We start from the raw sequence: 26,094 nt of genomic DNA on the forward strand, positions 1-26,094 counted from the left end.
TCATGCGCGTTTTACCCCGGGCCACTCTCGCCGCGCTCGCCGCGGCCGCCCTTTCCGCCTCCCTGCTGGCCGTTCCGGCCGCCGCGGCGTCCCCCACCACGCCGGACCCCGCCGGTGCGCCGGAGACAGCGGCGGCGCCGTGTGACACCGCCGCCACCCACCGGATCTCGCAGGTCCAGGGCAGCGGCGACGCCACCCCGCTCGCCGGGCAGACCGTGCGCGTCGAGGGGGTCGTCACGGGCGACTTCCAGCGCTCCGACCAGCTCGGCGGCTTCTTCCTGCAGGACCCGCGGCCGGACTCCGACCCGGCGACGTCCGAGGGCCTGTTCGCCTACGCCCGCGACACGCTCAAGGACGTCAAGCCCGGTGACCGGGTCCTGGTCACCGGCAAGGCCGTCGAGTACAACGGCTGGACCGAGCTGTCCCCGGTGACCGCCGTGGACGTCTGCGGCACCGGCACCGTGCCCGCCCGGCCGTACACGCTGCCCGGCGACGCGCTGGAGAGCGTCGAGAACATGCTGCTCACCTTCCCGCAGCCGCTCACCGTCACCGACCACTACAACCTCGGCCGCTACGGCGAGGTCACCGTCTCCGCCGGCGGCCGGCTCTACCAGCCGACCGACCGCCCCGGCGTCGACCCCGGGCAGCAGGCGCGCCGCACGCTGCTCATCGACGACGGCTCCACCCGGCAGAACCCCGCCACGCTGCCGCCCATCGTCCGCACCGGCGACGTGGCCGCCGGCGTCACGGGCGTCCTCGGGTACGGCATCGGCGCCTACCGGCTCCAGCCCACCAGGCCCGTCGCCTACCACGACGCCAACCCCCGGCTGCCCCGCCCGTTCCCGGTGATCGGCAACGTCAAGGTCGCCTCGTTCAACACGCTCAACTGGTTCACCACCCTCGGCTCCCGCGGCGCGACGAACGCCGAGGAGCAGCGGCGGCAGCTCGCCAAGCTGGTCGCGGCGCTCAAGGGCATCGACGCGGACGCCGTCGCCCTCATGGAGGTCGAGAACAACGGCCAGAGCGCGCTCCAGGCGCTCGTGGACGCCGTCAACGCCGAGGTGGGCGCGGGCACGTACGCGGCGCTGACCCACCCGTACCCGGGCACCGACGCCATCCAGGTCGGCATCCTGTACAAGCCCGCCAAGCTGGAGCCCGTCGGCGAGCCGAGCGCCTCGCAGGACCCGGTGTTCAGCCGGCCGCCCCTCATCCAGACGTTCCGGCGGCCGGGCGGCGGCCAGCCGTTCACCATGGTCGTCAACCACCTCAAGTCCAAGGGCAGCTGCCCGGCCGGCGACGGCCCCGACGCCGACCAGGGCGACGGACAGGGCTGCTGGAACGCCACCCGCGTCAAGCAGGCGCAGGCCCTGCTCCAGCTCGTCGAGGACCTGCCGAACCCGCTCGTGCTCGGCGACCTCAACTCCTACGGCGAGGAGGACCCGATCGACACGCTGGAGGCGGGCGGCCTGACCAGCCTCACCAAGAGGTTCGTGCCGGCGCCGCTGCGCTACAGCTACCTGTTCGACGGGCTGTCGGGCGAGCTGGACCACGCCCTGGCCGGCCGGCAGCTCCTCAAGCGCGTCACCAGCACCACGATCTGGCACATCAACGCCGACGAGCCGCGCGTCCTGGACTACAACACCGAGTTCAACCCGGCCGGCCTCTACCGGCCGGACGCCTACCGCTCCTCCGACCACGACCCGGTCGTGATCGGCCTCACCCTGCCCGGCGGCAGGGGCTGAGCGGGACGGAACCGGGCCCCGCCACGCGAGTCGTGGCGGGGCCCGCCCGCGTGCTGGAATGAGGGAAGACGGGTAGGGGTTTCTATCCGGTGACAGCTTCGTCGACGAGCGAGGAGCCACTTGTGGCGACCATCGAGGTAACCGAGACCAACTTCAACGACATCGCCGACAAGGGGATCGTCCTGCTCGACTTCTGGGCCGAGTGGTGCGGGCCGTGCAAGATGTTCGGCCCGATCTTCGAGAAGGCGTCGGACAAGCACGGCGACATCACCTTCGGCAAGATCGACACCGACGCGCAGCAGGCGCTCGCGCAGGGCTTCGACATCTCCTCGATCCCGACGCTGATGGCCATCCGCGACGGCATCGTGGTCTACGCTCAGCCGGGCGCCATCCCCGAGCCCGCCCTGGAGGACCTCATCCGCCAGGTCCGCGCGCTGGACATGGACGCGATCCGCACCGAGCTGAGCGAGGAGCTCGACGGGGCCGAGCAGCGGAACGGCTGACCCCGGCCCGGCCGGACGGCCGGCAAGCCCCGCCCATGACGGCGGGGCTTTCGCATGCCAGGACCCGGACCCGCGGGATCAGGCGTTGCGGTAGAGCTCCGCGACGCGGAAGGCCAGGTCGAGGGACTGGCCGCGGTTGAGGCGCGGGTCGCAGGCCGTCTCGTAGCGGGTGGCCAGGTCGCCCTCGGCGATCTCGTGGCCGCCGCCCACGCACTCGGTCACGTCGTCGCCGGTGAACTCGATGTGGATGCCGCCCGGGTGGGTGCCGAGCGCGCGGTGCACCTCGAAGAAGCCCGCCACCTCGTCGAGCACGGCGTCGAGCCGCCGCGTCTTGTGGCCGCTCGGCGCCTCGAAGGTGTTGCCGTGCATCGGGTCGCAGATCCACGCGACCTGCGCACCGGCGGAGGTGACCTCCTTGACCAGGCTGGGCAGCAGCTCGCGGATCTTGGAGGCGCCCATGCGGGTGATGAACGTCAACCGGCCCGGCTCGTTGTCCGGGTTGAGCTTCTCGACCAGCTCCAGCGCCTGGGCCGAGGTGGTCGTCGGGCCCAGCTTGACGCCGATCGGGTTGCGGATGCGGGCGAAGAAGTCGACGTGGGCGCCGTCGAGCTGCCGGGTGCGCTCGCCGATCCACACCATGTGCGCCGACACGTCGTACGGCAGGCCGGTGCGGGAGTCGATGCGGGTCAGCGCCCGGTCGTAGTCGAGGATCAGCGCCTCGTGCGAGGAGAAGAACTCGACCGTGTGGAACTCCTCCGGGTCGGCCCCGCAGGCGCGCATGAACGCCAGCGCCTGGTCGATCTCCCGGGCGAGCTGCTCGTAGCGGCGGCCGGCGGGGGACTCGGCGACGAAGTCCTGGTTCCAGGCGTGGACCTGGCGCAGGTCGGCGTAGCCGCCCTTGGCGAAGGCGCGGGCCAGGTTGAGCGTCACGGCGGAGGAGTGGTACGCCTTCAGCAGCCGCCACGGGTCGGGCCGGCGGGCCTCGGGCGTGAAGTCGAAGCCGTTGACCATGTCGCCCCGGTAGGCGGGCAGCTCCACGCCGTCGCGGGTCTCGGTGCCCTTGGAGCGCGGCTTGGCGAACTGCCCGGCCAGGCGCCCGATCTTCACGACCGGCACCTTGCCGGCGTAGGTGAGCACGATCGCCATCTGGAGCAGCGTCTTGAGCTTGTTGCGGACGTTGTCGGCGGTGGCGCCGGCGAACGTCTCCGCGCAGTCGCCGCCCTGCAGCACGAACGCCTCGCCGCGCACCACGGCGGCCAGCTGGTCCTTCAGCAGGTCGCACTCGCCGGCGAAGACGAGGGGAGGCAGGCCGCCGAGCTCGGCGACGACCTTATCGAGCTCGCCGCGGTCGGGCCAGTCGGGCTGCTGGGCCGCGGGGAGGGCTCTCCAGGAATCGAGATTGCTCTGTGCGCTCACGATATACGAGGGTATTCCACCCGCCCCGCCAGGCAGACCCCGATGTCCACGTTGTGAGAAGGTCGTTTCACGGGGACGCGGGCACCTCGACGTGCTCGGGCCGTACGCCCAGGCCGATGAAGCGCCGCGGGACCCGGTTGAGCAGGGGGATCCGCGTCACGTCCGGCCGGATCGGCGGGGACCCCAGGCGGTTGCGCAGCGCCGGGCCGATCAGCAGGTCCTGCACGACCCGCTGGGCGGCCTGGGTGACCCGGGTCGGCCACATGCGCCGCCGCTGGAGCCGCCGCAGCGTCGCCTCGGGCACGCGGCCGTCCGCGCGCAGCGGCCCGGCCACCAGGTTCGCCGCGGCCACGGCGTCCTGCACGGCCAGGTTGATGCCGACGCCGAACACCGGCGACATGGCGTGCGCCGCGTCGCCGATGGCCGTGAACCCGGGCCGGTGCCAGCGGCGCAGCCGGTTCAGCACCACGGTGAGCATGCTGACGTCGCCGTAGCCCTCGATCAGCGTCTCCCGGCCGGCCAGGAACGGCACCAGCCGCGCCACCGGCTCACGCAGCGCGCCGATGCCCTGCCGTACGAGGTCGTCGTAGCCGCCCTTGGGGATCACGTACGCGAGCTGCCAGTACGTCTCCCGGTCGATCACCACCATGAGATGGCCGCGCGAGAGCCGCAGGAACGTCTCGTCCGGATCGCCGGGCACGCGCGGCAGCCGGAACCACAGCACGTCCATCGGCGCCCCGAACTCCCTCGGCACCAGCCCGGCGGCCCGCCGCAGCACCGAGGTCCGCCCGTCGGCGGCGACGGTCAGCCCCGCGCGCAGCTCGTGCTCGCCCGTCGCGTCGCGGTAGCGCACCCCGCGCACCTCGCCGCCCTCCACGATCAGCCCGTGCGCCTCGGCGCTCATCAGCAGCCGGAACGACGGGTAGCGGGCGGCGGCGGAGGTCACGAGCGACAGGAAGTCCCACTGGGGGACGAACGCGATGTAGTCGTACGCGCAGGGCAGCCCGCGCAGGTTCGCGAGCGGGATGGGTCCGGTGTCGGTGACGATGCTCAGCTCGTACGTCTTGCGGTGCGGCAGCCGCAGGAACTCCTCCGCCAGCCCGATCTCGCCGAGCACCTGGAGGGTGGAGGGGTGGATGGTGTCGCCGCGGAAGTCGCGCAGGAAGTCGGCGTGCTTCTCCAGCAGCGTCACCTCGACGCCGGCCCGGGCGAGCAGCAGGGCGAGCATCGCGCCCGCCGGGCCGCCGCCCGCGATCACACAGCTCATGGTCCGTCCCCAGGTGCGGCGTTTCGCTGGATCTTTCCCCGTACGAGGAGGTCCGAACGCGCCGCCGGCCCGGGGACGGCGCGGGGATGGCCCGGTCAGGCCGGCGGGCTCCCGGCGAGGCGGCGCAGCACGTGGGTGAGCGACTCCGTGGCGAGGCCGCGGATGTGGGCGTACTCGTCCTCCGGGTACTGCCGCGGCCCGTTCTCGACCAGCAGGATCAGGTACAGGTACGCCCGGTAGAGGTCGAGCCGCACCCGGGCGCGGGGCGTCAGGTCGAGCGGCGTGACCTCGCGGTAGCCCGCGAGCAGCGGGTCGTCCTCGTCCAGCTCGTCGAAGAGGGTGGGCGTGACGAACTCCGCCAGCGGGTCGCCCCAGAACGCCCGCTCGTGGTCGATGATGGCCTGGATGCGCGGCCGCCCCGTCAGGTCGAGGAACACGTTGCCCGCCCACACGTCGAAGTGGACCAGGTGCGGCGTCGTCACCTCCTCCAGCGCGGGCGCGGCGCCGGCGACCACGGCCGCGATCTCGGCGGCGGGCAGCGGCAGCGGCGTCGGGTAGCGCCGGGTGTCGGTGAGCAGCGCCCCCATCATGGCGAGGTACGCCTCCCGCCAGGTGGCCCCGGTGATGCCCGCGTGCGGATAGCCGAACACCTCGCCGGTCACCGCGTTGAGCCGGGCCAGATGGCGCCCGAGCTCCCGCCGCAGCGCGTCGTGCCCGCCTCCGTCGAGCAGGCCCCTGACCAGCGGGTCGCTGGAGGGCGGGACGTCGTTCCACGAGACGCCGTCGAGCGCGTGCAGCACCAGGTAGTCGCCGCCCAGCACCGGGTCGTCGAACCCGGCGGCCACCAGCGCGGCCACGGGCACCCCCGCCGCCGCGGCCAGCTCGCACACCGCCGCCTCCATGCGCAGCAGGTGGCGCTCGTAGCTGAGCTGCTCCAGCTCCGGCGGCGGCGCCACCTTGAGCACCACGCCGCGGCCGTCGTCGAGCGTGAGCCGCCACACCGCGTTGGCGTAGCCGTCGGTCAGCTCCGCCGCGGCGGCGACGCCGACGCCGAGGGCCCGCCGGGCCAGGTCGTCCAGCTCGGCGGGGGAGAGGCGCCGTTTCGTGCGGCTGTCCATCGTGGGCGTTCCCTGCTCTCAGGCGGACTGGCGCAGCACCAGGTGGGTGTCGAGGATGACCACCGGCTGGCGGACCTCCTCGCCGTTGATGCGGGCCACGAGCAGCTGGGCCATCTGCCGGCCCATCGCCTCCGCCGGCTGGTGGACCGTGGTCAGCGGCGGGTCGGTGTGGGTGGCGGCCTTGGAGTCCTCGAAGCCGACCACCGCCACGTCGCCCGGGATGGTCCGGCCCGCGGCCTTCAGCACCTGCAGCGCGCCCACCGCCATCAGGTCGGAGGCGGCGAACACCGCGTCGAGCGCCGGATGCGCCTCCAGCAGCTCGCGCGTCGCCGCGGCGCCGCTCTCCTCGGAGAAGTCGCCGTAGGCGACCAGCTCGGGCATGCCGGAGCTGAGCAGCGCGTCGCGGTAGCCGGCGAGACGGTCGACGCCCACGCCCATGTCCTGGGGGCCGGCGATGGTGGCGATCGACTTCCGGCCGAGACCCAGCAGGTGCTTGACCGCCTGCCGGGCGCCGGCCCGGTTGTCCATGTCGACGTAGCTGTAGGGCGCCGGGCCGACCGGCCGGCCGCCGAGCACGGTGGGCACGCCCATCGACTCCAGCCGGGCCGGCAGCGGGTCCTCGCCGTGCAGCGACAGGAGCAGCACGCCGTCGACGTGCTGCCCCGTCAGGTAGTGCTCCAGCCGCTCGTGCTCCTCGTCGGACTGCGCCATCGCCAGGATGAGCTGGAGCCCCGTCTCCGACAGCGCCGAGCCGATGCCGCGGATCGTGCCCGCGAAGTACGGCTCGTCGAAGACCCGCAGCTCGCTCTCCGACACCACCAGGGCGACCGTGTCGGTGCGCCGGGTGACGAGGGCGCGCGCGGCCCGGTTGGGCACGTAGCCCAGCTCGTCGATGGCCTGGCGGACGGCCTCGCGCGCCTTGTCGCTGACGTTGGGGGATCCGTTGATGACCCTGGACACCGTGCCCCGGCCGACCCCGGCCCGGGCCGCGACTGCCTCAAGAGTCGGTCGGTTCATGGCGCCTATTCTGCCGGATGATCTGGGAATACCAGAGTGCGCTGTCCTTCAGCACCCGTTCCTGCGTCTCGAAGTCGACGTGGACGAGCCCGAAACGCTTGCCGTACCCCCACGCCCACTCGAAGTTGTCCATGAGCGACCAGGCGAAATAGCCCTGCAGCGGCACGCCGGCGTCGATCGCCTCACGGCAGGCGCGCAGGTGGCAGTCGAGGTACGCCGTGCGCTGGGCGTCGTGGACGCGGCCGTCCTTCAGCACGTCGTCGAACGCGGCGCCGTTCTCGGAGACCACCAGCGGGATCGTCGGGTAGTCGCGCGCCACCCGCTGCAAAACCTCCAGCAGGCCGCTGTCGTCGATCTCCCAGCCCATCGCGGTGACCGGCCGCCCGCCGTTGACGAACGACACGTGCTCGCTGCCGACCCAGGGTGAGCCCGTCTCGGTCGGGGCCGCCGCCGCCGACGCCTTGCCGCCTCCGGCTCCCGAAACGGTGAAGCGGCTGTAGTAGTTGACGAGCAGCAGGTCGATGGGGGCCTTGATGGTCTCCATGTCGCCGTCGGCGATGAAGCCGGTGTCCATGCCGAGGTCGGCCAGGACGTCCTCGGGGTAGCGGCCGAGGAGGAGCGCGTCCAGGAAGAACCGGTTCTGCAGCCCGTCGATCCGCCGCGCCGCGTCCAGGTCGGCGTCACTGTCGCCGGCCGGCGTCACCGCGTACAGGTTGACGCAGCCGCCGACCCTGCTGCCCCGCATGGCCTGGACGGCCAGCCCGTGGGCGAGGTTGAGGTGGTGGGCGGCCCTGATGGCGTTGGCCGGCTCGCGGCGGCCCGGGGCGTGCTCGCCCGAGGCGTAGCCGAGGAAGGCGGCGCACCACGGCTCGTTGACCGTGCTGAAGGTGTGCACGTGGTCCTTGAGCGCGTCATGGACGCACTGGGCGTACTCGGCGAAGCGGTAGGCGGTGTCCCGGTTGGGCCAGCCGCCCGCGTCCTCCAGCGCCTGCGGCAGGTCCCAGTGGTACAGGGTCAGCCACGGGTCGATGCCGTTCGCGCGCAGCTCGTCGGCGAGCCGTTTGTAGAAGTCGAGGCCCTTGTGGTTGAACCGCCCGGAGCCCTCCGGCTGGATGCGCGGCCACGACACGGAGAACCGGTAGGCGCTCAGGCCCAGGTCCGCCATGACGGCGACGTCGTCCTTGTACCGGTTGTAGTGGTCGATGGCCACGTCCGCGTGGTGGCCGCCGACCACCCGGCCGGGCTGCTTGGTGAAGGTGTCCCAGATGGAGACGCCGCGGCCGTCGGCCGTCACCGCGCCCTCGATCTGGTACGCCGAGGTGGCCGCCCCCCACGCGAATCCCGGGGGGAACCGCAGGTCGGAGCTCGTCTGCTCCTCTTGAGTCGTCACGCCTTGACCGCACCTTCCATCAGGCCGCCGACGATCTGCCGGCCGAACAGCACGAAAACCACGAAGAGAGGGAGGACGGAGGCGGCGGTGCCGGTGAACAGCATCACGTAGTCCGTGCCATGGGCGGAGTTGAGCGCCGCGATCGAGGTCTGAACCACCGGGTTGTCCGGGTTCAGCACGATGAGCGGCCACATGAACTCGTTCCAGGTCTGCATGAACACCAGCAGGGCCAGCACCGCCATCCCGGGCCGCAGCGCGGGCAGGACGACCCGGCCGTAGATGCCCAGGGTGGTCGCCCCGTCGACGCGGGCGGCCTCGACCAGCTCGTCGGGCACCGCCTGGGAGGTGTACTGGGTCATCATGAACACGCCGAACCCGTTGACGAGGAACGGCAGGATGACCGACTGGAGCTGGCCGGTCCAGCCGAGCTTGACCATCATGTCGTACAGCGGCACCACGCCCATCTGCTGGAGCGGCACCATCATGGTGACCAGGATCAGCCCGAGCAGGACCTTGGAGCCGGGGAAGCGGAGCTTGGCGAACGCGAAGCCGGCCAGCGTCGAGATGAGCACCACCGACACGGTCACGGTGACGGCCACGATGGCGGAGTTGACCAGGCCGGTGATGAAGTTGGCGTCCTCGGTCGACAGCAGCCGCTGGACGTTCTCGCCGAGGTGGCCGCCGGGCAGCAGCGGCGGCGGCGTCTCCACGGCGTCGTCGTTGGTGCGCGTCGCCATGATGAACATGTAGTAGATCGGGAACGCGGACAGCAGCAGCGCGAAGCCCAGCACCACCTTGGTCATGAGGCCCGCGTCCCAGAGGCGGTTGTTCACTTGCCTCCTCCGATGCGCCGGGTGAACCAGTAGTTGACCATCGTCCCGAGCAGGATCAGCACGAACAGCAGCCAGGCCGCCGCCGAGGCGTAGCCCATCTCGAAGTCGCGGAAGGCGGACTTGACGATGAACATGGCCACCGTCTGGTACTGGCCGGTGGTGCCGCCCGTCATCATCGGGTTGCCCTCGAACATGACCGGCTCGGTGAACAGCGTCAGCCCGCCGATCGTCGAGATGAACACGACGAACACCATCGTCGGCCGCAGCATCGGCACCGTGATCCGCCAGAACTGCGTGCGGGCCGACGCCCCGTCGATGGAGGCGGCCTCGTACAGGTCGCGCGGGATCGTCTGCATCGCGGCCAGCAGGATGATCGCGTTGTAGCCCGTCCAGCGCCAGTCGACCATCGTGGCGATCGCGATCCAGGAGGACCACTTCTCGTTCTGCCAGATGATCGGTTCGACGCCGAACCAGGACAGGATCCAGTTGAAGACCCCGTAGTCGCGGCTGTAGAGCTGGCTGAAGATGACGGCCACGGCGACCACCGAGGTGATGAGCGGCAGCAGCACGCCGAGGCGCAGCAGCAGCCGGCCGCGCAGCCTCTTGTTGAGGGCGTTGGCCAGCAGCAGCGCCAGCACGAGCTGCGGCACGGTGGCCAGCACGAACATGCCGAGCGTGTTGACGACGGCGTTCCAGAAGGCGGCGTCGGTGATCAGCTCGCCGTAGTTGGCCAGGCCGTTGAACTCGGTGTCGCCGGCCAGCTCCCAGTCGTGCAGCGAGACCCAGAGCGTGTAGCCGAGGGGGAAGATGCCGAAGACGGCGAACAGTAGGTAGTAGGGCGACACCAGCACATACGGCGTGCCCTTGAGGTCGAAGCGGGCCATCCGCCGGGAGGGGGCCGACCGCCTGCCCGGCGCCCGCCGGGAAGGCGGCGGCGCGAGTTGGATAGTCATGGAAGCCTTTCGAGCCGGGGCGGGGAGGGGTGGCGCCCGCAGAGGGGAAGGGGCGCCACCCGGTCCTGGGGGACGGGGGTCAGCCCGCCGCCTTCACACCCGCCTCGACGAACTTCGACCAGGCCTCGTCGTACTTGATCGCGCCCTGGTCCATGCCCTCGATGACCTTCTCGACCGCGGTCTTCACCTGGGCGTGCTTCTCGCCGAAGAACACCGGCTGGAGGTTCTTCACCGACTCGCTGAAGATCTGGCCGGTCGGCGCGTCGTTGAAGTAGGCGTTCTTCAGGCCCGCCACCTCGGGGTCCTGCTGCGCGGGCAGCGAGCTCGGGAACGCGCCGGCCTCCTTGAAGGCCGCGATGTGGCCCTCCTTGCCGGTGAGGTAGTTCACGACCTCGGCGGCTTCCTTGGGGTGCTTGGTCTGCTTGGGCACCGCGAGCCAGGAGCCGCCCCAGTTGCCCGTGCCGCCCGGCACCGCCGCGACGTCCCAGTTGCCCTTGTTGGACTCGCCGGCCTTGCCCTCGATCACGCCGAGCATCCACGACGGGCAGCCCATGGTGGCGAAGCCGCCGCCCTTGATGGCCTTGTCCCACGCCGGGCTCCACGCCTGCAGCTTGGCGGTCATGCCCGCCTTGCTGAAGGTGGTCACCCAGTCGAAGGAGGTCTTGACGGCCGGGTTGGACTCGATGACGAGCTTGTTGCTCTTGTCGAAGTAGGAGAGGTTGCCGTTCTTCGGCGCCTCCTGGAAGAGGATCACGTTGTAGATCGTGTTCGGGCCGTCCATGAACTTCGCGCCCGTCTTGGCGGCCTCGAACTTCTTGCCGGTCTCCAGGAACGCGTTCCAGTCCGGCCAGAGCTTGCCGACCTCCTCGCGGTCGGTGGGCAGGCCCGCCTTCTTGAACAGGTCCTTGCGGTAGCACATGGTCATGCCGCCCATGTCCGTGCCCAGCGCGAACAGCTTGCCGTCCGCGTTGAGGCCCGCTTCCCACTTGGCCGCCGGGAAGTCCGCCTTGCGGCTGTCCAGGCCGTACTGGCCGAGGTCGGTGAAGAACTGCGGACGGGCCGCCATGAGGCCCATCGCGCCCTCGTCGATGCCGACCACGTCTCCGGCGCCTGCCCCCGCCTGGAGACGCTGGAGCAGCTGCGGCAGGTACACGTCCTCGAACCGGTCGGTGAGGTTCGTGTACTTGATCTGGATGTTCGGGTGCTCGGCGTTCCACTTCTTGACGGCCTCGTCGTAGCCGAAGTTCTCGCCGCCGCCGAAGGTGTGCACGTTGATCGTGACCGGCTCTGCCGCCGCGCTGCTCTGCGAGCCCGCCGGGGTGGTGCCGCCACCGCCGCTGCTGCACGCCGCGATGGCCAGCAGGGCCGTCATCGCGGCTCCGGTCATGACCAAGCGCTTGTGGTTCTTCATTCGGAACCCCTCTGGGTGGTGAATGTGGGAGGTGCATCGCGGCGTGAGGCCGCGATGGGAAGGTCTTGGGAGCGCTCCCACAAAGAGTGCCCTCATGGCGTGGGGGTCGTCAACGGCCCGAAACGCAACCGTTACCTCGGGCCGTATTTGTCGCTGTGAAAGCGGATTTAGGGGCCTAAACAGCGCGAAAAGGTCGCTGGGAGCGCTCCCATACCATCCGTCCCGTTAACGCCACACGAACGGACAACCCGCTGTGGGACCGGGCGGGACGGTCAGGCGTACGGGGGAATCCTCCCGGAACGCGAGCGAGCGCGCGCCGGGGGAAGGCGCGCGCTCGCTCCCTCTGGGGAGAGGTGGGGGAGTGGTCGGGGGACCGGGTCAGCCGGCGTAGTTCGGGTAGCCGTAGCCGACGACCTGGGAGGTCGGCCGGACGCGCTGCTCGACGCGGCCGTTGCCGGTGTTGCCCTCGATCGTGGAGATCGTGCCGTTGCCGTTGTCCTTGACGACGAACCCGACGTGGTTGATGTCGTCCAGGTCCTTGCTGCCGCTCCAGGAGAAGAAGACGACGGCGCCGGGCTTGGCCGTGCTGCCCCAGCGGTGGTTCTGGGCGAACCAGCGGGCGTGGGCCACGGTGTAGGCGTCCCAGCCGACCTGCGGGCGGGCGCCGGTCTGCTCGCCGACCCAGGAGACGAACATCGAGCACCACGCGGCGTTGAGGTAGGACTGCGGCGAGCCGCCGTCACGCTTGACGGTCTCCAGCGCGCGCTGCGACTTCGCGTACCACTGCTGGAACTTGGTGCCGCCGCCGTAGGCGTTCTCGGAGGTGCCGACCTGGGCGCGGGCCACGTCGAGGACCTTCTGCGCGGTCACGTTGACCCGGCCGTACTGGGAGCCGGACACGGCCTGCTTGTTGACGGTCTGGCTGACGGACGAGTTGGAGGCCGGCCCCACGTGCTCGGGGGTGTCCGCGTTGGCCGGCGCGACGGCGCCGAAGGCGGCCGAGGCGATGATGGTCGCGCCGAGGGTGGCGCGGATCGTTCCGGGCGTGAGGGCACGGATGAGACGGTGCTTGGCCATCGAGAAGGGATGCTCCTTGCTTCCATGCCGCTTACCGGGTTAGCTGACGGGTTCGGGCGTGGAAGCTGCCCTACGGCACAGGGGAGTGCCGATTCACCCCAAGAGAAGTGGGTCCCCGGTTCCGCGCTCAGGCGGATTCAGCGGTCACAGGGGGGTCCTGTGATGATCTGTGCGACAGGCCGGCAACGAACGGGCAAACCGGACGTAAGCCGACGAACAGGATTTAAGGTAATACATCCGGCAAGAGGATTACAAGTGGATAAATGCCCAGCTAGGAGAGCTGAGATCGTGCCTCCTCCAGAAGCCCCATCATGGCAAGGCTTTCGTCCAGTGGCATGATCTCGCTTTCGGTCCGTCCCTCGGCCAGGGCGTCCCGTACCTCGCGCAGCTCCCCCGCGTATCCGTTGTCGGCCGGGTCGAGGTCGTGGACCTCCGTCGCCATCGACGCTCCGCTGAGCACGACGCGGTTCGGGGCCCAGAACGGCGCCTGGATCTCGGCCCGCATCCCCGCGCCCACCACGTAGGCGCTGTTGGGGAACGAGGCGAGCAGCGAGGCCTCCACCAGCGCCCGCCTCCCGCCGGGGTAGACGAGCACGCCGCCCGCCTCCGCGTCCACGCCGGACGGCGCCAGGCAGCCCGTCATCCGCACCTCCGACGGCGCCCCGAGCAGCAGCTGGGCCAGCCCGAACGGGTAGATCCCCAGGTCCAGCAGGGCCCCGCCGCCCAGCTCCGGAGCCCACAGCCGGTGGGCCGGGTCGAACGGCAAAGCGAAGCCAAAACTGGCCTGCACCGAGCGGATCTCGCCGAAGCGCGGGTCGGCGGCCACCCGCCGGATGAGCGGGTTGAACCGCATCCACATCGCTTCCATCAGGAAGACCCCGGCCTCGCGGGCCAGGCGCACCATGCGCTCGGCGTCGGCGAGCGAGGCGGCCAGCGGCTTCTCGCACAGCACGGCCTTGCCCGCCGCGATGGCCGCCTCGGCCACCGCCAGGTGCTGGGCGTGGGGCGTGGCCACGTACACGGCGTCGACGGCCGGGTCGGCGCACAGCTCCGCGTAGGAGCCGTACGCCGACTCGGCGCCCAGCTCCGCGGCCAGCGCGGCGGCGCGGCCCAGGTCACGCGAGCCGACGGCCGCCACTCGCATGCCGGTCTCCGCGGCGATGACCGCGCCCACGGTCCGTGCGATGCCGCCTGTCGCCGCGATGCCCCATGCGAGATCCCTCATGGCGAGGGATCATAGCTTTTTTACCCAAATGTGGCGGGATCGGGCCCAAGGCGGCGATTGGCGTTGAGTGCCCCGATAGCCGCCAGGTCCTCGTCGTCCAGGACGAAGTCGAACACGTCGATGTTCTCCCGGATGCGGGACGGCGTGACCGACTTGGGGATCGTCACGTTGCCGAGCTGGATGTGCCAGCGCAGCACGACCTGCGCCGGGGTGCGCCCGTGCTTGGCGGCCAGCGTCTGGAACGCCGGCTCCTCCAGCAGGCCCCGGCCCTGGCCGAGCGGGCTCCACGCCTCGGTGAGGATGCCGTTGGCCTCGTGGAAGGCCCGCAGCTCGTGCTGCTGGAGCCACGGGTGCAGCTCGATCTGGTTGATCGACGGCGTGATCCCGGTCTCGTCCATGAGCCGGGTGAGCGCCTCCACCGTGAAGTTGGACACACCGATGGCCCGGGCCCGCCCGTCGCGGTGCGCCTTCTCCAGCGCCCGCCAGGCGCCCACGTAGGCGTCCTGCTTCGGCGCGGGCCAGTGGATGAGATAGAGGTCGACGTGGTCCAGGCCGAGCCGCGCCAGGCTCTCGTCCAGGGCCCGCTCGGCGCGGTGGTGGTCGTCGTTCCACAGCTTCGTGGTGACGAACACCTCCTCGCGCGGCAGATCGGAGGCGCGCACCGCCCGGCCCACGCCCTCCTCGTTGCCGTAGATCCTGGCGGTGTCGACGTGCCGGTAACCGGCCTCCAGAGCGGTCGTCACGGCCCGCTCGGCCTCGTCGGCGGGTACTTGCCAGACGCCGAACCCGAGCTGGGGGATCGAGACGCCGTCACTGGTGAGATGGAGCGAGTTCATGGCCTCCATTGTTCACGCGGCGTTCCCCGCGCCGTCAGGGGGCCGGATTACGGTGAGCGCGTCGTGCGGTCGCAGGCGACCCGGAGCGAAGCCGGCATCAGCCCGGAGTGGGGAGAGCAGGGGTGGCGGAGCGGGCGTCGGCCTGGGTGGAGTCACCCCTCCAGATGCTCTGCGCCGTCGAGGCGCACCACGCCGGCCTGCTCGGCCCCGCCACCGCCGTCGTGCCCCGCGCCGGGCAGCGCGCGCTGAAGGCCACCCGCCGCGAGCTGCGCCGCCTGTCGCTGCCCGAGGGCCTGGAGCTGGCCGAGCCGTCCGAGAAGCTGCCGCGCCGGATGAACGCCGCCGGCGACGCCTTCTCCGGCAAGGTGCAGCTGCGCTGGCTCACCTCCCGCCCCGGCCGGCTGGTCGTCGTGGACGACGGCCTGGCCACGCTCCGGTTGCTGGAGCTGCTGGCGGCGGGTCCGTACCGTCCGCTGCTGCGGGCCCGCGCCCACCCGGGACGGCTGCGCGCCGTGCTGGGGCTGGCCGCCGCGCTCAGGCTGCGCGCCGGCCGGGTGACCGTCTTCACCGCCCTGCCGGTCACCGAGGAGCTCGAACAGTCGGTCCGCGACGCCGGGTTCGACCTCGTCCGCCATGACTTCGCCTGGCTGCGCTCCCAGCCGCCCACCGAGCCCGGACCGGCCGAGCGCACCGTGGTGCTCGGCACGTCCCTGGTGCGCAACGGCCTGGTGCGCCGCGACCGCTACCTGCGCTGGCTCACCGACCTGGCCGGCGCGGAGCCGCTCGCCTACTACCCGCACCGGCGCGAGGATCCCGCGGACGTGGCGCTGATCCGGGAACGGCCCGGCATCACCGTGCACGACGTCGGAGCGCCGGCCGAGCTGACGCTGCGCGGCCTCGACGCCGGGCAGCGGGTGCTCAGCCTGCCCTCGACCGCCATCGCCTCGCTGCGGGTCCTGCTCGGCCCGCGCGGAGTCGCGGTGGAGCCGGTGGCCGTGCCGGACGACTGGTGGACCAGCGGGGCGGCCCCCGCCCTGCGATCGCATCTGACAGGAGTGACCGGGTGAGAGTGCTGGCGGTCGCCGACTCCGACTCGTACCTGAAGTGGGCGGCCTGCCTGCTCGGCGACCTGCCGGCCGGCTGTGAAACGGACCTCGTGGTGGTGCGTACGCCGATCGCGCCCTCGCCGGAGCAGATCGCCGCGGCGGTGCACGGGCGGCCCGCGCCCCCCGTGCTGTCGGCCCGCGCCCTACGGCGCGAGGCGGAGCGCAGCCGGCCGGACGTGATCCTCGTCGCCTGCACCGGCCCGGTCGTGGACGTGCTGGTCGCCGAGGTGCTGAGCGGGCTGCGGCCCCGGCCCGTGTTCGCGACCGGGCTGCCCGGCATCTCCGTGCCCGCCACCGAGAAGGCGTGGCTCTTCCGCAGCGGCTGCGACCTGTTCGTGCTGCACAGCCGGCGCGAGGTGGCCGAGTTCGGGGAGATCGCGGCGCGGCTCGGCGGGGGAGGGGCGATCGGGCTGGCCCGGCTGCCGTTCCTGCGTCCCGGCCGCGCCGGGGGCGGCGGGAACCGGGTGGTGTTCGCCACCCAGGCCAAGGTGCCGTGGGAGCGGGCGGAGCGGGAGCAGGTGCTGGCCGCCCTGGCGCGGCTGGCCGAGCGGCGGCCCGACCTGGACGTGGTGGTGAAGCTGCGCGCCCTGGAGGGCGAGCGGCAGACGCACCGCGAGCGCCACCACTACCAGCGGCTCTGGCGCGAGATGGGCGAGCCGGGGCGGCTGTCCTTCGCGGCCGGGCCCATGCACGAGCACCTGGAGCGGGCGGCCGGGTTCGTCACGGTCAGCTCGACGGCCGCGCTGGAGGCGGTCGCCCAGGGAGTGCCGTCGCTGGTGCTCTCCGACTTCGGGGTGAGCGCCGAGATGATCAACCTGGTGTTCGAGGGGAGCGGGCTGCTCGGGACGCTGGACCAGCTCGCGGAGGGCGACTTCCGGGCCGCCGACCCCGAGTGGTGCGCGGCCAACTACTTCCACCCGGCGGGGCTGGACGACTGGACGGGCCTGCTGGCCGCGCAGGCGGCCGGCCGGGAGACTCCGGCCCGGTCGCTGCTGGACGGGCCGGAGCACGCCGCCGCCCGCCGCCGCGCCCGGCTCCGGCTGGAGGTGCCGCCGCCCGTGCTGCGCTACGGCTACCGCGCCCGGCGCCGCGTCCGCCGCTACATCAGCGGACGGCGGTAGACGCACGCCGTTGCGTCAGCGGACGGCGGGCGCGTGCGTCACCGGGCGGTGGTGAGCTTGCGCCGCAGGCGGGCCAGGGCCGTGGGGCGGCCGGTCAGGCCGAGCGTCTCCAGCCGCTTGCGCTTGAAGTACCGCGGGTCGAACACCGTCGCCGACGGCCGCAGCTCCGGGTACGCCTCCGCCTGCATGCAGTAACCCACCGCGCGCACCAGCGCCGGCAGATCGAGGGCGGGCGGCGCCTGCACCGAGCCGTCCCCCGACAGCCGGGGCAGCAGCGCGTCGACCAGGGTGGCGGGGATCCGGTTGCTGTTCTCGTACGGGCTCAGCCGGTCCAGCACCAGCTCCGTCCCGTAGGAGGCGACCGGCAGGCTGAAGTACCGCTGGGCCGTGATCAGGCCCGTCGAGAAGCATCCCACCACGAGCTCCGGCCGCAGCGCCGCGAAGCACGCCTCCGCCGGCGTGCTCTCGTCCGCCACCACCAGCCGCACCCCCAGCCGCTCGGCGGCGGGGCGCAGCAGGCGGGCGTGCGCGCGGCCCGCCGACGGGTGCGGCTTGAACACGACCGTCTCGTGCCCCCGGGCGGCCAGCGCGCGCAGCATGCTCTCGTGCAGCGCCGCCTCCTCCTCGGGCGTGACGATGTCGAGCGCGGACAGGTACTGGCCGAGGATCATCGCCCGCGCGTCGAGCATGTCGGGCGCGGTCGCCGTCACCTCGCGCACGACCGACAGGAACGCCGTGTCCGGCAGCACCTCCGCCGGCACCCCGTACTCGCTCAGCAGCAGCGGCTCCAGCCCCGGCACCAGGTCGAGGTGGAGCAGGCGGGTGATCCGCCGGAAGATCTCGGCGGGCAGCGGGTCGCGGGTCGGGCCGTAGCTCATCAGCCCGTCGGAGTAGACGGTGATCGGGCAGTCGCGCACCAGCCCGGCGATGGTCCGCGCCGGCGGCACCGCGATCGACTCCAGCACCAGCTCGTCCACCTCTCCGAGGCCCAGCTGCGCCCGGATCAGCCGCTCCATCATCGGCACCTCGATGACCCGGGCCTTCCAGTCCGACGGGTGCAGCGGCGCGATGAGGTCGTTCCAGGAGTGGATCTCGTCGAAGCGGGAGCGCAGCGCGGCGAAGCCGGGCGCCCGGTCGAGCGGCACGGCGATCTCGGGGATCGCCGCGTTCGTGGAGACGATGAGCACCCGGCGCCCGTCGCCGAACCGGCCGTCGTCGATCGCGGCCGCCAGCGACATGGCACCGAACAGCGTCGAGGCGTAGCAGACCGTCGTCATGTATCCTCCCGATCCCGGCGGAGCCGGACGAGGGGGCTGGGGGGCAGGTCCGGCAGGAGGGCCCGCAGCGCGGCCTCCCGCTGGACGGACATCCTGGAGACCGCGTCCACGACCAGGCCGGTGGGCAGCGCCCGCGCGGCCTGCGCGCCGCGCTCCTCGAAGCGGGCCCGCAGCCGCGGCGTGAAGCGGCCGGCCAGCTCCAGGTGGTGGGCGAGCAGCGCGCAGAAGTTGCGCACCGCCTTCGGCAGGAACTCCTCCTCCAGGTCCTTGAAGACCAGGTCGAACGCGTCGAAGAAGTGGAGCTGCCGCTCGTCGCCGACCTGCGTCAGCGAGCCCGCCACCTGCCGCCGGTAGAAGACGCCCGCGATGGACACCACCGCGAACGTGGCCGCCTCCCGGTGCAGCCGCCAGATCCACGGCCGGTCCTCGGCGGTGTGCAGGGAGCCGGGGAAGTGCAGCAGGTCCCGCAGCGAGCGGCGGTAGACCCCGGCCCACGCGTACGGGTAGTCGACCATGGTCCGCACGTTCGCGGGCAGGATCGCGTCCCTGGGATCGAGCACCACGCCCCGCCGCGCCAGCGGGGCGCGGTGCACGACCCGTCTGCGGCCCTCGGCCTGGACGTGGTCGGCTCGCACGAAGTCGCAGCCGAGCCCGTCGATCGCCTCGACGAGCCGTTCCAGGTATCCGGGGGCGAGCCAGTCGTCGCCGTCCATGAACGTGACGTACCGGCCCTCCGCGGCCGTCAGCCCGGCGTTGCGCGCGTCCGCCAGCCCCAGCGGCAGGGGATTGCGGATGAGTGACAGGCCGGGCAGGTCGCCGCGGAAGTCCTCGACGATGTCGGCGGTGGCGTCCACCGACCCGTCGTCCACCACGATGAACTCGAAGTCGCGCCGGGCGTTGCGGCGCAGGGAGGCGAGCGCGTCGGCGACGAAGCGCTCGCCGTCCCGCACCGGCACGACGACCGAGAGAGTGATCAAGTCTTTCCCTTGCAGGAACGAGGAGTGGCAGGGTCAGGCGGTGACGCGGCGCAGGCGGGCCTTGGGGGCCTCCTCGCCGGGGAAGACCCGCTTGACGCCGTCGCCCAGCGCCTGCTCGATGATCCGGATGTCGCGCACGAGGTGCTCCAGCCCGGACGGCTCCAGCGAGGCGGCGTGGTCGGAGCCCCACATGGTGCGGTCGAGCGTGATGTGCCGCTCCACGCACACCGCGCCGAGCGTCACCGCGGCCAGCGAGATCTGCAGCCCCCGCTCGTGGCCGGAGTAGCCGACCGGCACCCCGTACCGGTCCTTGAGCGTGGTGATGGTGCGCAGGTTCGCCTCCTCCGGAGGCAGCGGGTACGTCGAGGTGGCGTGCATCATGATCAGGTCGCTGGTGCCGAGGATCTCGACGGCCCGGTCGATCTCGGGCAGCGTGGACATGCCCGTGGACAGGATGATCGGCTTGCCCGTGGCGGCCAGGGCACGCAGCAGCTCGTGGTCGGCGACGCCGGCCGAGGCGACCTTGTGCACCAGGACGCCCATCTCCTCCAGGAACTCCACGGAGGGCACGTCCCACGGCGAGGCGAACCAGTGCAGGCCCCGCTCGTCGCAGTACTTGGCGATCTGCCGGTACTCGTCGATGCCGAACTCGGTGCGCTCCTTGTACTCCAGGTACGTCATCTCGCCCCACGGCGTCTGCCGGATCTGGCCCTTCTGCTCCTCGGGCACGCAGATCGAGGGGGTGCGCTTCTGGAACTTGACGGCCTGGCAGCCGGCGTCGGCGGCGACGTCGATGAGGCGGCGGGCGAGGTCGAGGTCGCCGTTGTGGTTGATGCCGATCTCACCGATCACGTACACCGGCAGGCCGTCGCCCACGAGCACGTCGCCGATGGCCACCGGCGCCGGCGCGGTCCTGGGCCGGTCCTGGACGGCGGCGCCGAGGCTCCTCACGGCGGGAGAGGCGGGGGAGTCGAGGGTGGGCACCGTGGCGGGCGCCGGCGTGCCGGGGACCAGCGGGGTGGCCGGCGCGCCCGGGGCCGGAGCGGGACGGGCGGCCATCACGCGGTCGCACAGCTCGCGCACGGCCCCCGACCCGCCCACGCGGGTGAGGACGACGCGGGCGGCGGCCCGCACCTTCGGGTGCGCGTCCGGCACCGCCACGGGCCAGCCGACCTCCGCCATCGGGCCGAGGTCGTTGACGTCGTTGCCGACGTAGGCGACGCGGGCCGGGTCGAGCCCCTCGATCGCCAGCCAGTCGCGCAGCACGGTCCGCTTGTCGGCGAGCCCCTGCAGCACCGGCACCCCCAGCTTGCGGGCCCGGGCGGCGACGACCGGGTTGTGCTCGGTCGACATCACGAGCACCTTCACCCCGGCCCGGCGCAGCAGCGAGACGCCCATCCCGTCGGAGCGGCTGACGAGGACCATCTCGCGGCCCTCGGAGTCGACGTAGGCGCGGTCGTCGGTGTGGACGCCGTCGAAGTCGGTGATGACGGCGTCGACGTCGATCGGCTCCGGCTGGTCGACGAACGGGGCGAGCGCCCGGACCAGCTCCAGGTCCTCGGGGTCGTCGATCTCGATGGCGTGCCGGGTCGGCACGGACTGGACGGCGACGGTGCCGAAGAAGCGGTGACCGTGCTCGCGCAGGCCGGAGGCGCGCATGGCGTAGAAGGCGCCGTTCTCGCGGAACTGCGGCTCGCGGTCCTGCCGGCGGGGCCGTACCGCGGGGTCGTGGTTGACGCCGCGACCGGCGGCCGTCCAGAGGAACTCGTGCGTCGGCAGCCCGGACACGACCGAGTCGGCCTCGCCGTCGAGGACCCTGCGCACGGCGGCGGACAGGTCGGCGGGGTCGATGAAGGCGCTCGTGCACTGCACGAGGACGACGACCTCGGGCTCCTCACCGAGCGCGTCCAGGGCGTGCAGCACCGCCGACTCGCTGGAGGCCGTCGCGCCGCTGAGCTCCTCCGGGCGCTCGACGACGAGCGCCCCCGCCTGCCGGGCGGTCTCGGCGATGCCGGCGTGGTCGGTGCTGACCACCACCTGGTCGATCAGCTCGGCCCGCAGGCACGCGCGCACGGCGCGGGCCACCAGCGGCACCCCGCCCACCGTGGCGAGGTTCTTCAGGGGGACGCCCGCCGAACCTCCGCGGGCGGGAACTACGGCCAGGACTCGCAACGTGACTCCTCAGTGCTTCAGGGATGCACCAGAAGCTAGAGGCCCGGATTGAACGACCAGCGTCACTCCCCTGAACGTTGCGTGGGCATCCGGTAGAGCAACTCTGGACGGCCCACCCCGCCGTACTGCGGGAAGCGCACCGCGACGCCCCGCTCCACCAGGTACTCCAGGTAGCGGCGGGCCGTGACCCGCGACACTCCGGCCGCCGCGCCGACCGCCTGCGCCGACACGCCCTCGGGCCGGCCGCGCAGCTCGGCCGCGACCGTGTCGAGGGTGTCCTGCGTCATGCCCTTGGGCAGCTCGGTGGCGACGCCGCGCAGCGTGCCCAGCACCCGGTCCACGTCGCCCTGGCCGACGATCTCGCCGGCCTCCCTGCGGAAGCGGGCGTAGCGGGTCAGCTTCTCCTGCAGGGCGGCGAACGCGAACGGCTTGAGCAGGTACTGCGAGATGCCGAGCGACACCGCCGAGCGCACCATGGCCAGGTCGCGCGCCGAGGTGATCGCGATGACGTCGCACAGCAGCCCGCCGGCCCGCACGGCGCGGCACACCTCCAGCCCGTGCATGTCCGGCAGGTACAGGTCGAGCAGGATGAGGTCGACCGGCGTGTGCCGCAGGAAGCGCAGCGCCTCGCCGCCCGAGCGGGCCACCCCGGCGACCCGGAAGCCGGGCACCCGCTCCACGTAGATGCGGTTGGCCTCGGCGGTGATCTCCTCGTCCTCGACGACCAGCACGGAGATCATCGGACCCGCTCCGGGACGGGGAGCCGCACGGTGAACTCCGAGCCCGTCACGTCGATCACGCCGCCCAGCCGCCGCACCGCCTGCCCCACCAGGGCCAGCCCGAGCCCGTGGCCGTCGCCCTTGGTCGTCCAGCCGCGCCGGAACGCCTCGGGCGAGACGAGCCCCGGCCCGTCGTCGGCCACCCGCACCAGCACCTCCCGGTCGTCGCCGCGCAGGCACACCTCCACCCGTGAGGCCGCGTCGATCGCGTTGTCGATGAGGTTGCCGAGGATGGTGACCAGCTCCCGCGTCTCGACGCCCCTCTCGACGCCCAGGTCGTCGAGGTCGCTGTCCTGGCTGATGACGAGCTCGACGCCCCGCTCGGCCGCCTCCGAGCTCTTGCCGAGCAGCAGCGCCGCCAGCACCGGCTCGCGCACCGCGCCCATCACGCGGTCGGTCAGCTCCTGCGCCGCCCGCAGCTCGGCCGTGCCGAACGCCACCGCCTGCTCCGCGCGGCCCAGCTCCACCAGGGTGATCACCGTGTGCAGCCGGTTGGCGGCCTCGTGCGCCGCCGACCGCAGCGACTCGGCGAACCCCCGCTCGGCGTCGAGCTGCCCGGCCAGCGCCTGCAGCTCCGTGTGGTCGCGTACGGTGACGACGGTACCGAGGCGGCTGGCCGCGCCGTTGACCGCGAGCACGCGGTCGCCGACCAGGTGGATGCGCTCCTCCCGGCTGGTCAGCACGTCGGCCAGGCCGAGGCCGGCCACGTGCCGCCCCTCGGCGTCGCCCGGCAGGCCGAGCAAGTGGCGGGCGGCGTCGTTGCACAGCGTCAGAGTGCCGTCCTTGCCCACCAGCAGCAGCCCCTCCCGCACGGCGTGCAGGACCGCGTCGTGGTGCTCGTGGATGCGGCTCAGCTCCACCGGGCCGAGCCCGTGGGTCTGCCGGCGCAGCCGCGAGGTCACCAGCCACGTGCCGCCCGCGCCCAGCCCGAGGGCGAGCGCCGTGATCAGCCCCGTCCACACGAGCACCACGAGCAGCTCGGCGCTGACCCGCTCCTCCTTGATGCCCACGCTGACCAGCGCCGGGATGGAGCCGCCGGCGCGGACCGGGACGACCGCGCGCACGGACGGGCCGAGCGTGCCCGTGTAGGTCTCGGTGAAGGGGTGTCCTTGCAGCGCCTTCTCGGTGTGGCCCAGGAAGCGCCGCCCGATCTCGGCCGGGTTGGGATGCGTGTAGCGGGTGCCGTCCGGCTTCATGATGGTGACGAAGTCGACGCCCGTCTCCGCGCGCACCCGCTCGGCGTACGGCTGGAGCCGGGCCGTCGGCGACGGCCCGGCCAGGGCCGCCCGCACGTCGGGGGAGGCGGCCACGCTCAGGGCCACGGCCTGGGACGTGGCCGCGGCCTGCCCGCTGACCACCTCGCGCGCCAGCACCGACTCCAGCACGGCGCCGCCCGCCACGGCCACGGCGACCACGACGAGCTGCAGGAGCAGCATCTGCCCCGCCAGGCTCCACTGTCGCATCCGGAACCTCTCCGTACTCCTCACCTCGTCCGTCACGAACGCGGTGAACGAAACTTACGCAATGGTGACGTGGATCACCACAGGCCGCATAGTCACGAAGTGAGAAGAGTCCTCCCCGACGCTTGGAGCGCCTCCCATGCGTGACCGCACCCATTACCTCTATCTGGCCGTCATCGCGGCCGTCCTGGCCGGAGTCCTGGTCGGATTCGTCTGGCCGGACGTGGGCCTGGCGCTCAAGCCCCTCGGCACCGGATTCGTGGCCCTCATCAAGATGATGATCGGCCCGATCATCTTCTGCACGATCGTGCTCGGCGTCGGCTCCGTGACCAAGGCCGCCAGCGTGGGCAAGGTCGGCGGGCTCGCGCTCGGCTACTTCCTCGTCATGTCGACTGTAGCCCTGGTCATCGGCCTGGTCGTCGGCAACCTCATCGACCCGGGCAGCGGGCTGCACCTGACCGACGCCGCCAAGCAGGCCGCGGCGGCCGAGGCGGCCAAGGGCGAGGCGACGGGCACGGCCGACTTCCTGCTCGGCATCATCCCGACCACGCTGGTGTCGGCGTTCACCGAGGGGCAGGTGCTCCAGACGCTGGTGGTGGCGCTGCTGACCGGCTTCGCGCTCCAGGCGATGGGCGCCAAGGGCGCGCCCGTCCTCAACGCCATCGCGCACCTCCAGCGGCTGGTGTTCCGCATCCTCGCCATGATCATGTGGGCGGCCCCGATCGGCGCCTTCGGCGCCATCGCGGCGCTCGTCGGCGCCACCGGCCTCGACGCGCTCAAGAGCCTGGCCGTCCTCATGGCCGCCTTCTACATCACCTGCGCATTGTTCGTCGGCGTGGTGCTCGGCACGCTGCTGTGGGTGTTCGCCCGGATCAACCTGTGGTCGCTGCTGCGCTACCTCGGCCGGGAGTTCCTGCTCATCCTGTCCACGTCGTCGTCGGAGTCGGCGCTGCCGCGGCTCATCGCCAAGATGGAGCACCTGGGCGTCAGCCGCACCGTGGCCGGCATCACGGTGCCGACCGGCTACTCCTTCAACCTCGACGGCACGGCCATCTACCTGACCATGGCCACGCTGTTCATCGCGTCGGCGACCGGGGCGCCGCTCCAGCCCGCCGAGCAGGTGGGGCTGCTGCTGTTCATGGTGATCGCCTCGAAGGGCGCCGCCGGCGTGACCGGCGCCGGACTGGCCACGCTGGCGGGCGGCCTCCAGTCGCACCGCCCCGAGCTGGTGGACGGCGTGGGCCTCATCGTCGGCATCGACCGGTTCATGTCCGAGGCGCGGGCGCTGACGAACTTCGCCGGCAACGCCGTGGCCACCGTCCTGGTCGGCAGGTGGACCGGCGGCTTCGACCGGGAGCGGGCGCTGGAGGTGCTGGCCGGGCGCGACCCGTTCGACGAGTCCACGCTGCTGGACGACGACGAGCGCGAGCCCGAGCCGCCGGCGGCCCAGACCGACCGCGAGATGTCACCGGTCTGATCCACGGGTCCGTCCCCTGGCCGGGCGCCCTTTCACGGGTGTCCGGCCGGGGCGCTAAGGCTTGCGGCCGATGCCCGCGTACCCCATGCGGGCGAGCTCCTCGGCGATCACCGGCCGGTCGGCCGGGTCGATGAACGGCCAGCCGGTCTGCTCGCCCAGCCCCGTGGCCAGGCCCGGCGGGATGAGCTCGAAGTCGCCGAAGAAGGCCGCGATCTCCGAGCCCGGCCGCGGGCAGAACGGCGTGTTGGCCCGCCGGTAGAACTCGACGACCTTGTTGACCAGTTCCGGCGCCGTGTCGCTGCCCACGTGCGAGATCGCCAGATAGCTGCCCGGCGCCAGCGCCTCCCGGTAACGGGCCACGAACCCCTGGGGGTCGTCCCCGTCCGGCACGAGGTGCAGGAAGAACATCATCAGCAGCGCCACCGGCCGGTCGAAGTCGATCAGCTCCCGCACCCTGGGATCGCCGAGGACCTCCTCCGGCCGCCGCGCGTCGGCCTGCACCATGACCACGCGGTCCGGTTCGGCCAGCAACGCCCGCCCATGGGTCGCCACCACCGGGTCGCTGTCCACGTACACCACCCGGGCGTCGGGGACGTACCGCCGGGCCGCCTCGTGCACGTTCTCCTGCGCGGGCAGCCCGGACCCCAGGTCAAGGAACTGGGTGATCCCCTGGTCGCACAGGTACTTCACCACGCGGCCGATCAGCGCGCGGTTCTGCTGGGTGCCGACGCGGACGTCGGGCATCACGCTCAGCACCAGCTCCGCCAGATCCCTGTCGGCCTGGAAGTTGTCCTTGCCGCCGAGAAAGTAGTCGTACATCCGCGCCGCGTTGGGAACGTGCGGATCAATGCCCAACGGCGCCTGCTCCATCATGAGTCCATGATTCCGGACATCAGAGGCTTCCATCCACTGATTCCCCTGATGTCGCGTTCTATCC

22 protein-coding genes and 1 riboswitch are annotated in these 26,094 nt (G+C 72.1%); of the genes, 5 read left to right on the forward strand and 17 right to left on the reverse strand.

The features are described from left to right. The first annotated feature begins 2 nt into the window (after positions 1–2). Entirely contained in the window at positions 3–1,742 is a 1,740-nt protein-coding gene (locus MTP10_RS24525) for an ExeM/NucH family extracellular endonuclease (protein ID WP_310711970.1), read from the forward strand. A gap of 122 nt (positions 1,743–1,864) precedes the next feature. Next, positions 1,865–2,245 (forward strand): thioredoxin, encoded by a 381-nt coding sequence (gene trxA / locus MTP10_RS24530; RefSeq protein ID WP_310711971.1) that lies wholly within the window; start codon positions 1,865–1,867, stop codon positions 2,243–2,245. Positions 2,246–2,323: 78 nt separating this feature from the next. On the opposite strand, the gene MTP10_RS24535 is transcribed toward trxA, so the two are convergent. The 11 genes from MTP10_RS24535 to MTP10_RS24585 all read right to left on the reverse strand — a co-directional run bounded on the left by MTP10_RS24535 (position 2,324) and on the right by MTP10_RS24585 (position 14,788). Continuing rightward, a complete protein-coding gene (locus MTP10_RS24535; RefSeq protein ID WP_310711972.1) occupies positions 2,324–3,661 on the reverse strand; it encodes a class II 3-deoxy-7-phosphoheptulonate synthase in 1,338 nt (445 codons plus the stop codon). Positions 3,662–3,728: 67 nt separating this feature from the next. After that, a complete protein-coding gene (locus MTP10_RS24540; RefSeq protein WP_310711973.1) occupies positions 3,729–4,928 on the reverse strand; it encodes an FAD-dependent oxidoreductase in 1,200 nt (399 codons plus the stop codon). Positions 4,929–5,023: 95 nt separating this feature from the next. After that, complete coding sequence (locus tag MTP10_RS24545) at positions 5,024–6,046, reverse strand: phosphotransferase (protein ID WP_310711974.1); 1,023 nt, start codon at positions 6,044–6,046, stop codon at positions 5,024–5,026. Positions 6,047–6,064: 18 nt separating this feature from the next. Further along, positions 6,065–7,063 (reverse strand): LacI family DNA-binding transcriptional regulator, encoded by a 999-nt coding sequence (locus MTP10_RS24550; RefSeq protein ID WP_310711975.1) that lies wholly within the window; start codon positions 7,061–7,063, stop codon positions 6,065–6,067. Then, positions 7,044–8,453 (reverse strand): GH1 family beta-glucosidase, encoded by a 1,410-nt coding sequence (locus MTP10_RS24555; protein ID WP_310711976.1) that lies wholly within the window; start codon positions 8,451–8,453, stop codon positions 7,044–7,046. The genes MTP10_RS24550 and MTP10_RS24555 overlap by 20 nt, the downstream gene beginning before the upstream one ends. Then, positions 8,450–9,256, reverse strand: coding sequence for a carbohydrate ABC transporter permease (locus MTP10_RS24560; protein ID WP_397334505.1), 807 nt, complete (start codon positions 9,254–9,256; stop codon positions 8,450–8,452). Before MTP10_RS24560 ends, MTP10_RS24555 begins: the two co-directional genes overlap by 4 nt. A gap of 26 nt (positions 9,257–9,282) precedes the next feature. Then, positions 9,283–10,239, reverse strand: coding sequence for a sugar ABC transporter permease (locus MTP10_RS24565; RefSeq protein ID WP_310711978.1), 957 nt, complete (start codon positions 10,237–10,239; stop codon positions 9,283–9,285). Between the two features lie 79 nt (positions 10,240–10,318). Further along, positions 10,319–11,650 (reverse strand): ABC transporter substrate-binding protein, encoded by a 1,332-nt coding sequence (locus MTP10_RS24570; RefSeq protein WP_310711979.1) that lies wholly within the window; start codon positions 11,648–11,650, stop codon positions 10,319–10,321. Between the two features lie 378 nt (positions 11,651–12,028). Further along, positions 12,029–12,727, reverse strand: a complete 699-nt coding sequence (locus MTP10_RS24575; protein ID WP_310711981.1) for a CHAP domain-containing protein — start codon at positions 12,725–12,727, stop codon at positions 12,029–12,031. Between the two features lie 13 nt (positions 12,728–12,740). After that, a riboswitch (cyclic di-AMP (ydaO/yuaA leader) is annotated at positions 12,741–12,880 on the reverse strand. 118 nt (positions 12,881–12,998) lie between these two features. After that, complete coding sequence (locus MTP10_RS24580) at positions 12,999–13,952, reverse strand: Gfo/Idh/MocA family oxidoreductase (protein ID WP_310711982.1); 954 nt, start codon at positions 13,950–13,952, stop codon at positions 12,999–13,001. A gap of 20 nt (positions 13,953–13,972) precedes the next feature. Next, positions 13,973–14,788, reverse strand: coding sequence for an aldo/keto reductase (locus MTP10_RS24585; RefSeq protein ID WP_310711983.1), 816 nt, complete (start codon positions 14,786–14,788; stop codon positions 13,973–13,975). A gap of 122 nt (positions 14,789–14,910) precedes the next feature. Here MTP10_RS24585 and MTP10_RS24590 point away from each other — a divergent pair, with 122 nt between their 5' ends. Continuing rightward, on the forward strand, positions 14,911–15,855 hold the full coding sequence (locus MTP10_RS24590) for a hypothetical protein (RefSeq protein WP_310711984.1): 945 nt from the start codon (positions 14,911–14,913) through the stop codon (positions 15,853–15,855). Beyond that, positions 15,852–17,015, forward strand: coding sequence for a DUF6716 putative glycosyltransferase (locus tag MTP10_RS24595; RefSeq protein WP_310711985.1), 1,164 nt, complete (start codon positions 15,852–15,854; stop codon positions 17,013–17,015). The genes MTP10_RS24590 and MTP10_RS24595 overlap by 4 nt, the downstream gene beginning before the upstream one ends. 38 nt (positions 17,016–17,053) lie before the next feature. On the opposite strand, the gene MTP10_RS24600 is transcribed toward MTP10_RS24595, so the two are convergent. From MTP10_RS24600 to MTP10_RS24620, 5 genes are all read right to left on the reverse strand, one after another. Continuing rightward, a complete protein-coding gene (locus MTP10_RS24600) occupies positions 17,054–18,292 on the reverse strand; it encodes an alpha-2,8-polysialyltransferase family protein (RefSeq protein ID WP_310711986.1) in 1,239 nt (412 codons plus the stop codon). Further along, positions 18,289–19,269 (reverse strand): glycosyltransferase family 2 protein, encoded by a 981-nt coding sequence (locus tag MTP10_RS24605; RefSeq protein WP_310711987.1) that lies wholly within the window; start codon positions 19,267–19,269, stop codon positions 18,289–18,291. Before MTP10_RS24605 ends, MTP10_RS24600 begins: the two co-directional genes overlap by 4 nt. Before the next feature lie 33 nt (positions 19,270–19,302). Continuing rightward, positions 19,303–21,441, reverse strand: a complete 2,139-nt coding sequence (locus MTP10_RS24610) for an N-acetylneuraminate synthase family protein (RefSeq protein WP_310711988.1) — start codon at positions 21,439–21,441, stop codon at positions 19,303–19,305. A 62-nt stretch (positions 21,442–21,503) separates the two neighbouring features. After that, positions 21,504–22,181, reverse strand: a complete 678-nt coding sequence (locus MTP10_RS24615; RefSeq protein WP_310711989.1) for a response regulator — start codon at positions 22,179–22,181, stop codon at positions 21,504–21,506. Beyond that, positions 22,178–23,683, reverse strand: a complete 1,506-nt coding sequence (locus MTP10_RS24620) for a sensor histidine kinase (RefSeq protein ID WP_310711991.1) — start codon at positions 23,681–23,683, stop codon at positions 22,178–22,180. The genes MTP10_RS24615 and MTP10_RS24620 overlap by 4 nt, the downstream gene beginning before the upstream one ends. A gap of 136 nt (positions 23,684–23,819) precedes the next feature. On the opposite strand from MTP10_RS24620, the gene MTP10_RS24625 reads away from it, so the two are divergent. Further along, entirely contained in the window at positions 23,820–25,157 is a 1,338-nt protein-coding gene (locus MTP10_RS24625; protein ID WP_310711992.1) for a cation:dicarboxylate symporter family transporter, read from the forward strand. 54 nt (positions 25,158–25,211) lie between these two features. Here MTP10_RS24625 and MTP10_RS24630 read toward each other — a convergent pair whose 3' ends face one another. Further along, positions 25,212–26,030 carry an SAM-dependent methyltransferase gene (locus MTP10_RS24630; RefSeq protein ID WP_310711993.1) on the reverse strand — a complete coding sequence of 273 codons (819 nt, stop codon included), beginning with the start codon at positions 26,028–26,030 and terminating at the stop codon, positions 25,212–25,214. Positions 26,031–26,094: the final 64 nt, after the last annotated feature.

Origin of the sequence: Nonomuraea sp. 3-1Str (genome assembly GCF_031570565.1) — a bacterium.
Lineage (GTDB): Bacteria > Actinomycetota > Actinomycetes > Streptosporangiales > Streptosporangiaceae > Nonomuraea.

Bases quoted from the DNA above. Each gene is read 5' to 3' on its own strand.
- MTP10_RS24525 (WP_310711970.1), top strand. From the start codon at position 3: ATGCGCGTTTTACCCCGGGCCACTCTCGCCGCGCTCGCCGCGGCCGCC.
- MTP10_RS24540 (WP_310711973.1), bottom strand. From the start codon at position 4,928: ATGAGCTGTGTGATCGCGGGCGGCGGCCCGGCGGGCGCGATGCTCGCC.
- MTP10_RS24545 (WP_310711974.1), bottom strand. From the start codon at position 6,046: ATGGACAGCCGCACGAAACGGCGCCTCTCCCCCGCCGAGCTGGACGAC.
- MTP10_RS24550 (WP_310711975.1), bottom strand. From the start codon at position 7,063: ATGAACCGACCGACTCTTGAGGCAGTCGCGGCCCGGGCCGGGGTCGGC.
- MTP10_RS24560 (WP_397334505.1), bottom strand. From the start codon at position 9,256: ATGACCAAGGTGGTGCTGGGCTTCGCGCTGCTGCTGTCCGCGTTCCCG.
- MTP10_RS24565 (WP_310711978.1), bottom strand. From the start codon at position 10,239: ATGACTATCCAACTCGCGCCGCCGCCTTCCCGGCGGGCGCCGGGCAGG.
- MTP10_RS24570 (WP_310711979.1), bottom strand. From the start codon at position 11,650: ATGAAGAACCACAAGCGCTTGGTCATGACCGGAGCCGCGATGACGGCC.
- MTP10_RS24575 (WP_310711981.1), bottom strand. From the start codon at position 12,727: ATGGCCAAGCACCGTCTCATCCGTGCCCTCACGCCCGGAACGATCCGC.
- MTP10_RS24580 (WP_310711982.1), bottom strand. From the start codon at position 13,952: ATGAGGGATCTCGCATGGGGCATCGCGGCGACAGGCGGCATCGCACGG.
- MTP10_RS24585 (WP_310711983.1), bottom strand. From the start codon at position 14,788: ATGAACTCGCTCCATCTCACCAGTGACGGCGTCTCGATCCCCCAGCTC.
- MTP10_RS24600 (WP_310711986.1), bottom strand. From the start codon at position 18,292: ATGACGACGGTCTGCTACGCCTCGACGCTGTTCGGTGCCATGTCGCTG.
- MTP10_RS24615 (WP_310711989.1), bottom strand. From the start codon at position 22,181: ATGATCTCCGTGCTGGTCGTCGAGGACGAGGAGATCACCGCCGAGGCC.
- MTP10_RS24620 (WP_310711991.1), bottom strand. From the start codon at position 23,683: ATGCGACAGTGGAGCCTGGCGGGGCAGATGCTGCTCCTGCAGCTCGTC.
- MTP10_RS24625 (WP_310711992.1), top strand. From the start codon at position 23,820: ATGCGTGACCGCACCCATTACCTCTATCTGGCCGTCATCGCGGCCGTC.
- MTP10_RS24630 (WP_310711993.1), bottom strand. From the start codon at position 26,030: ATGATGGAGCAGGCGCCGTTGGGCATTGATCCGCACGTTCCCAACGCG.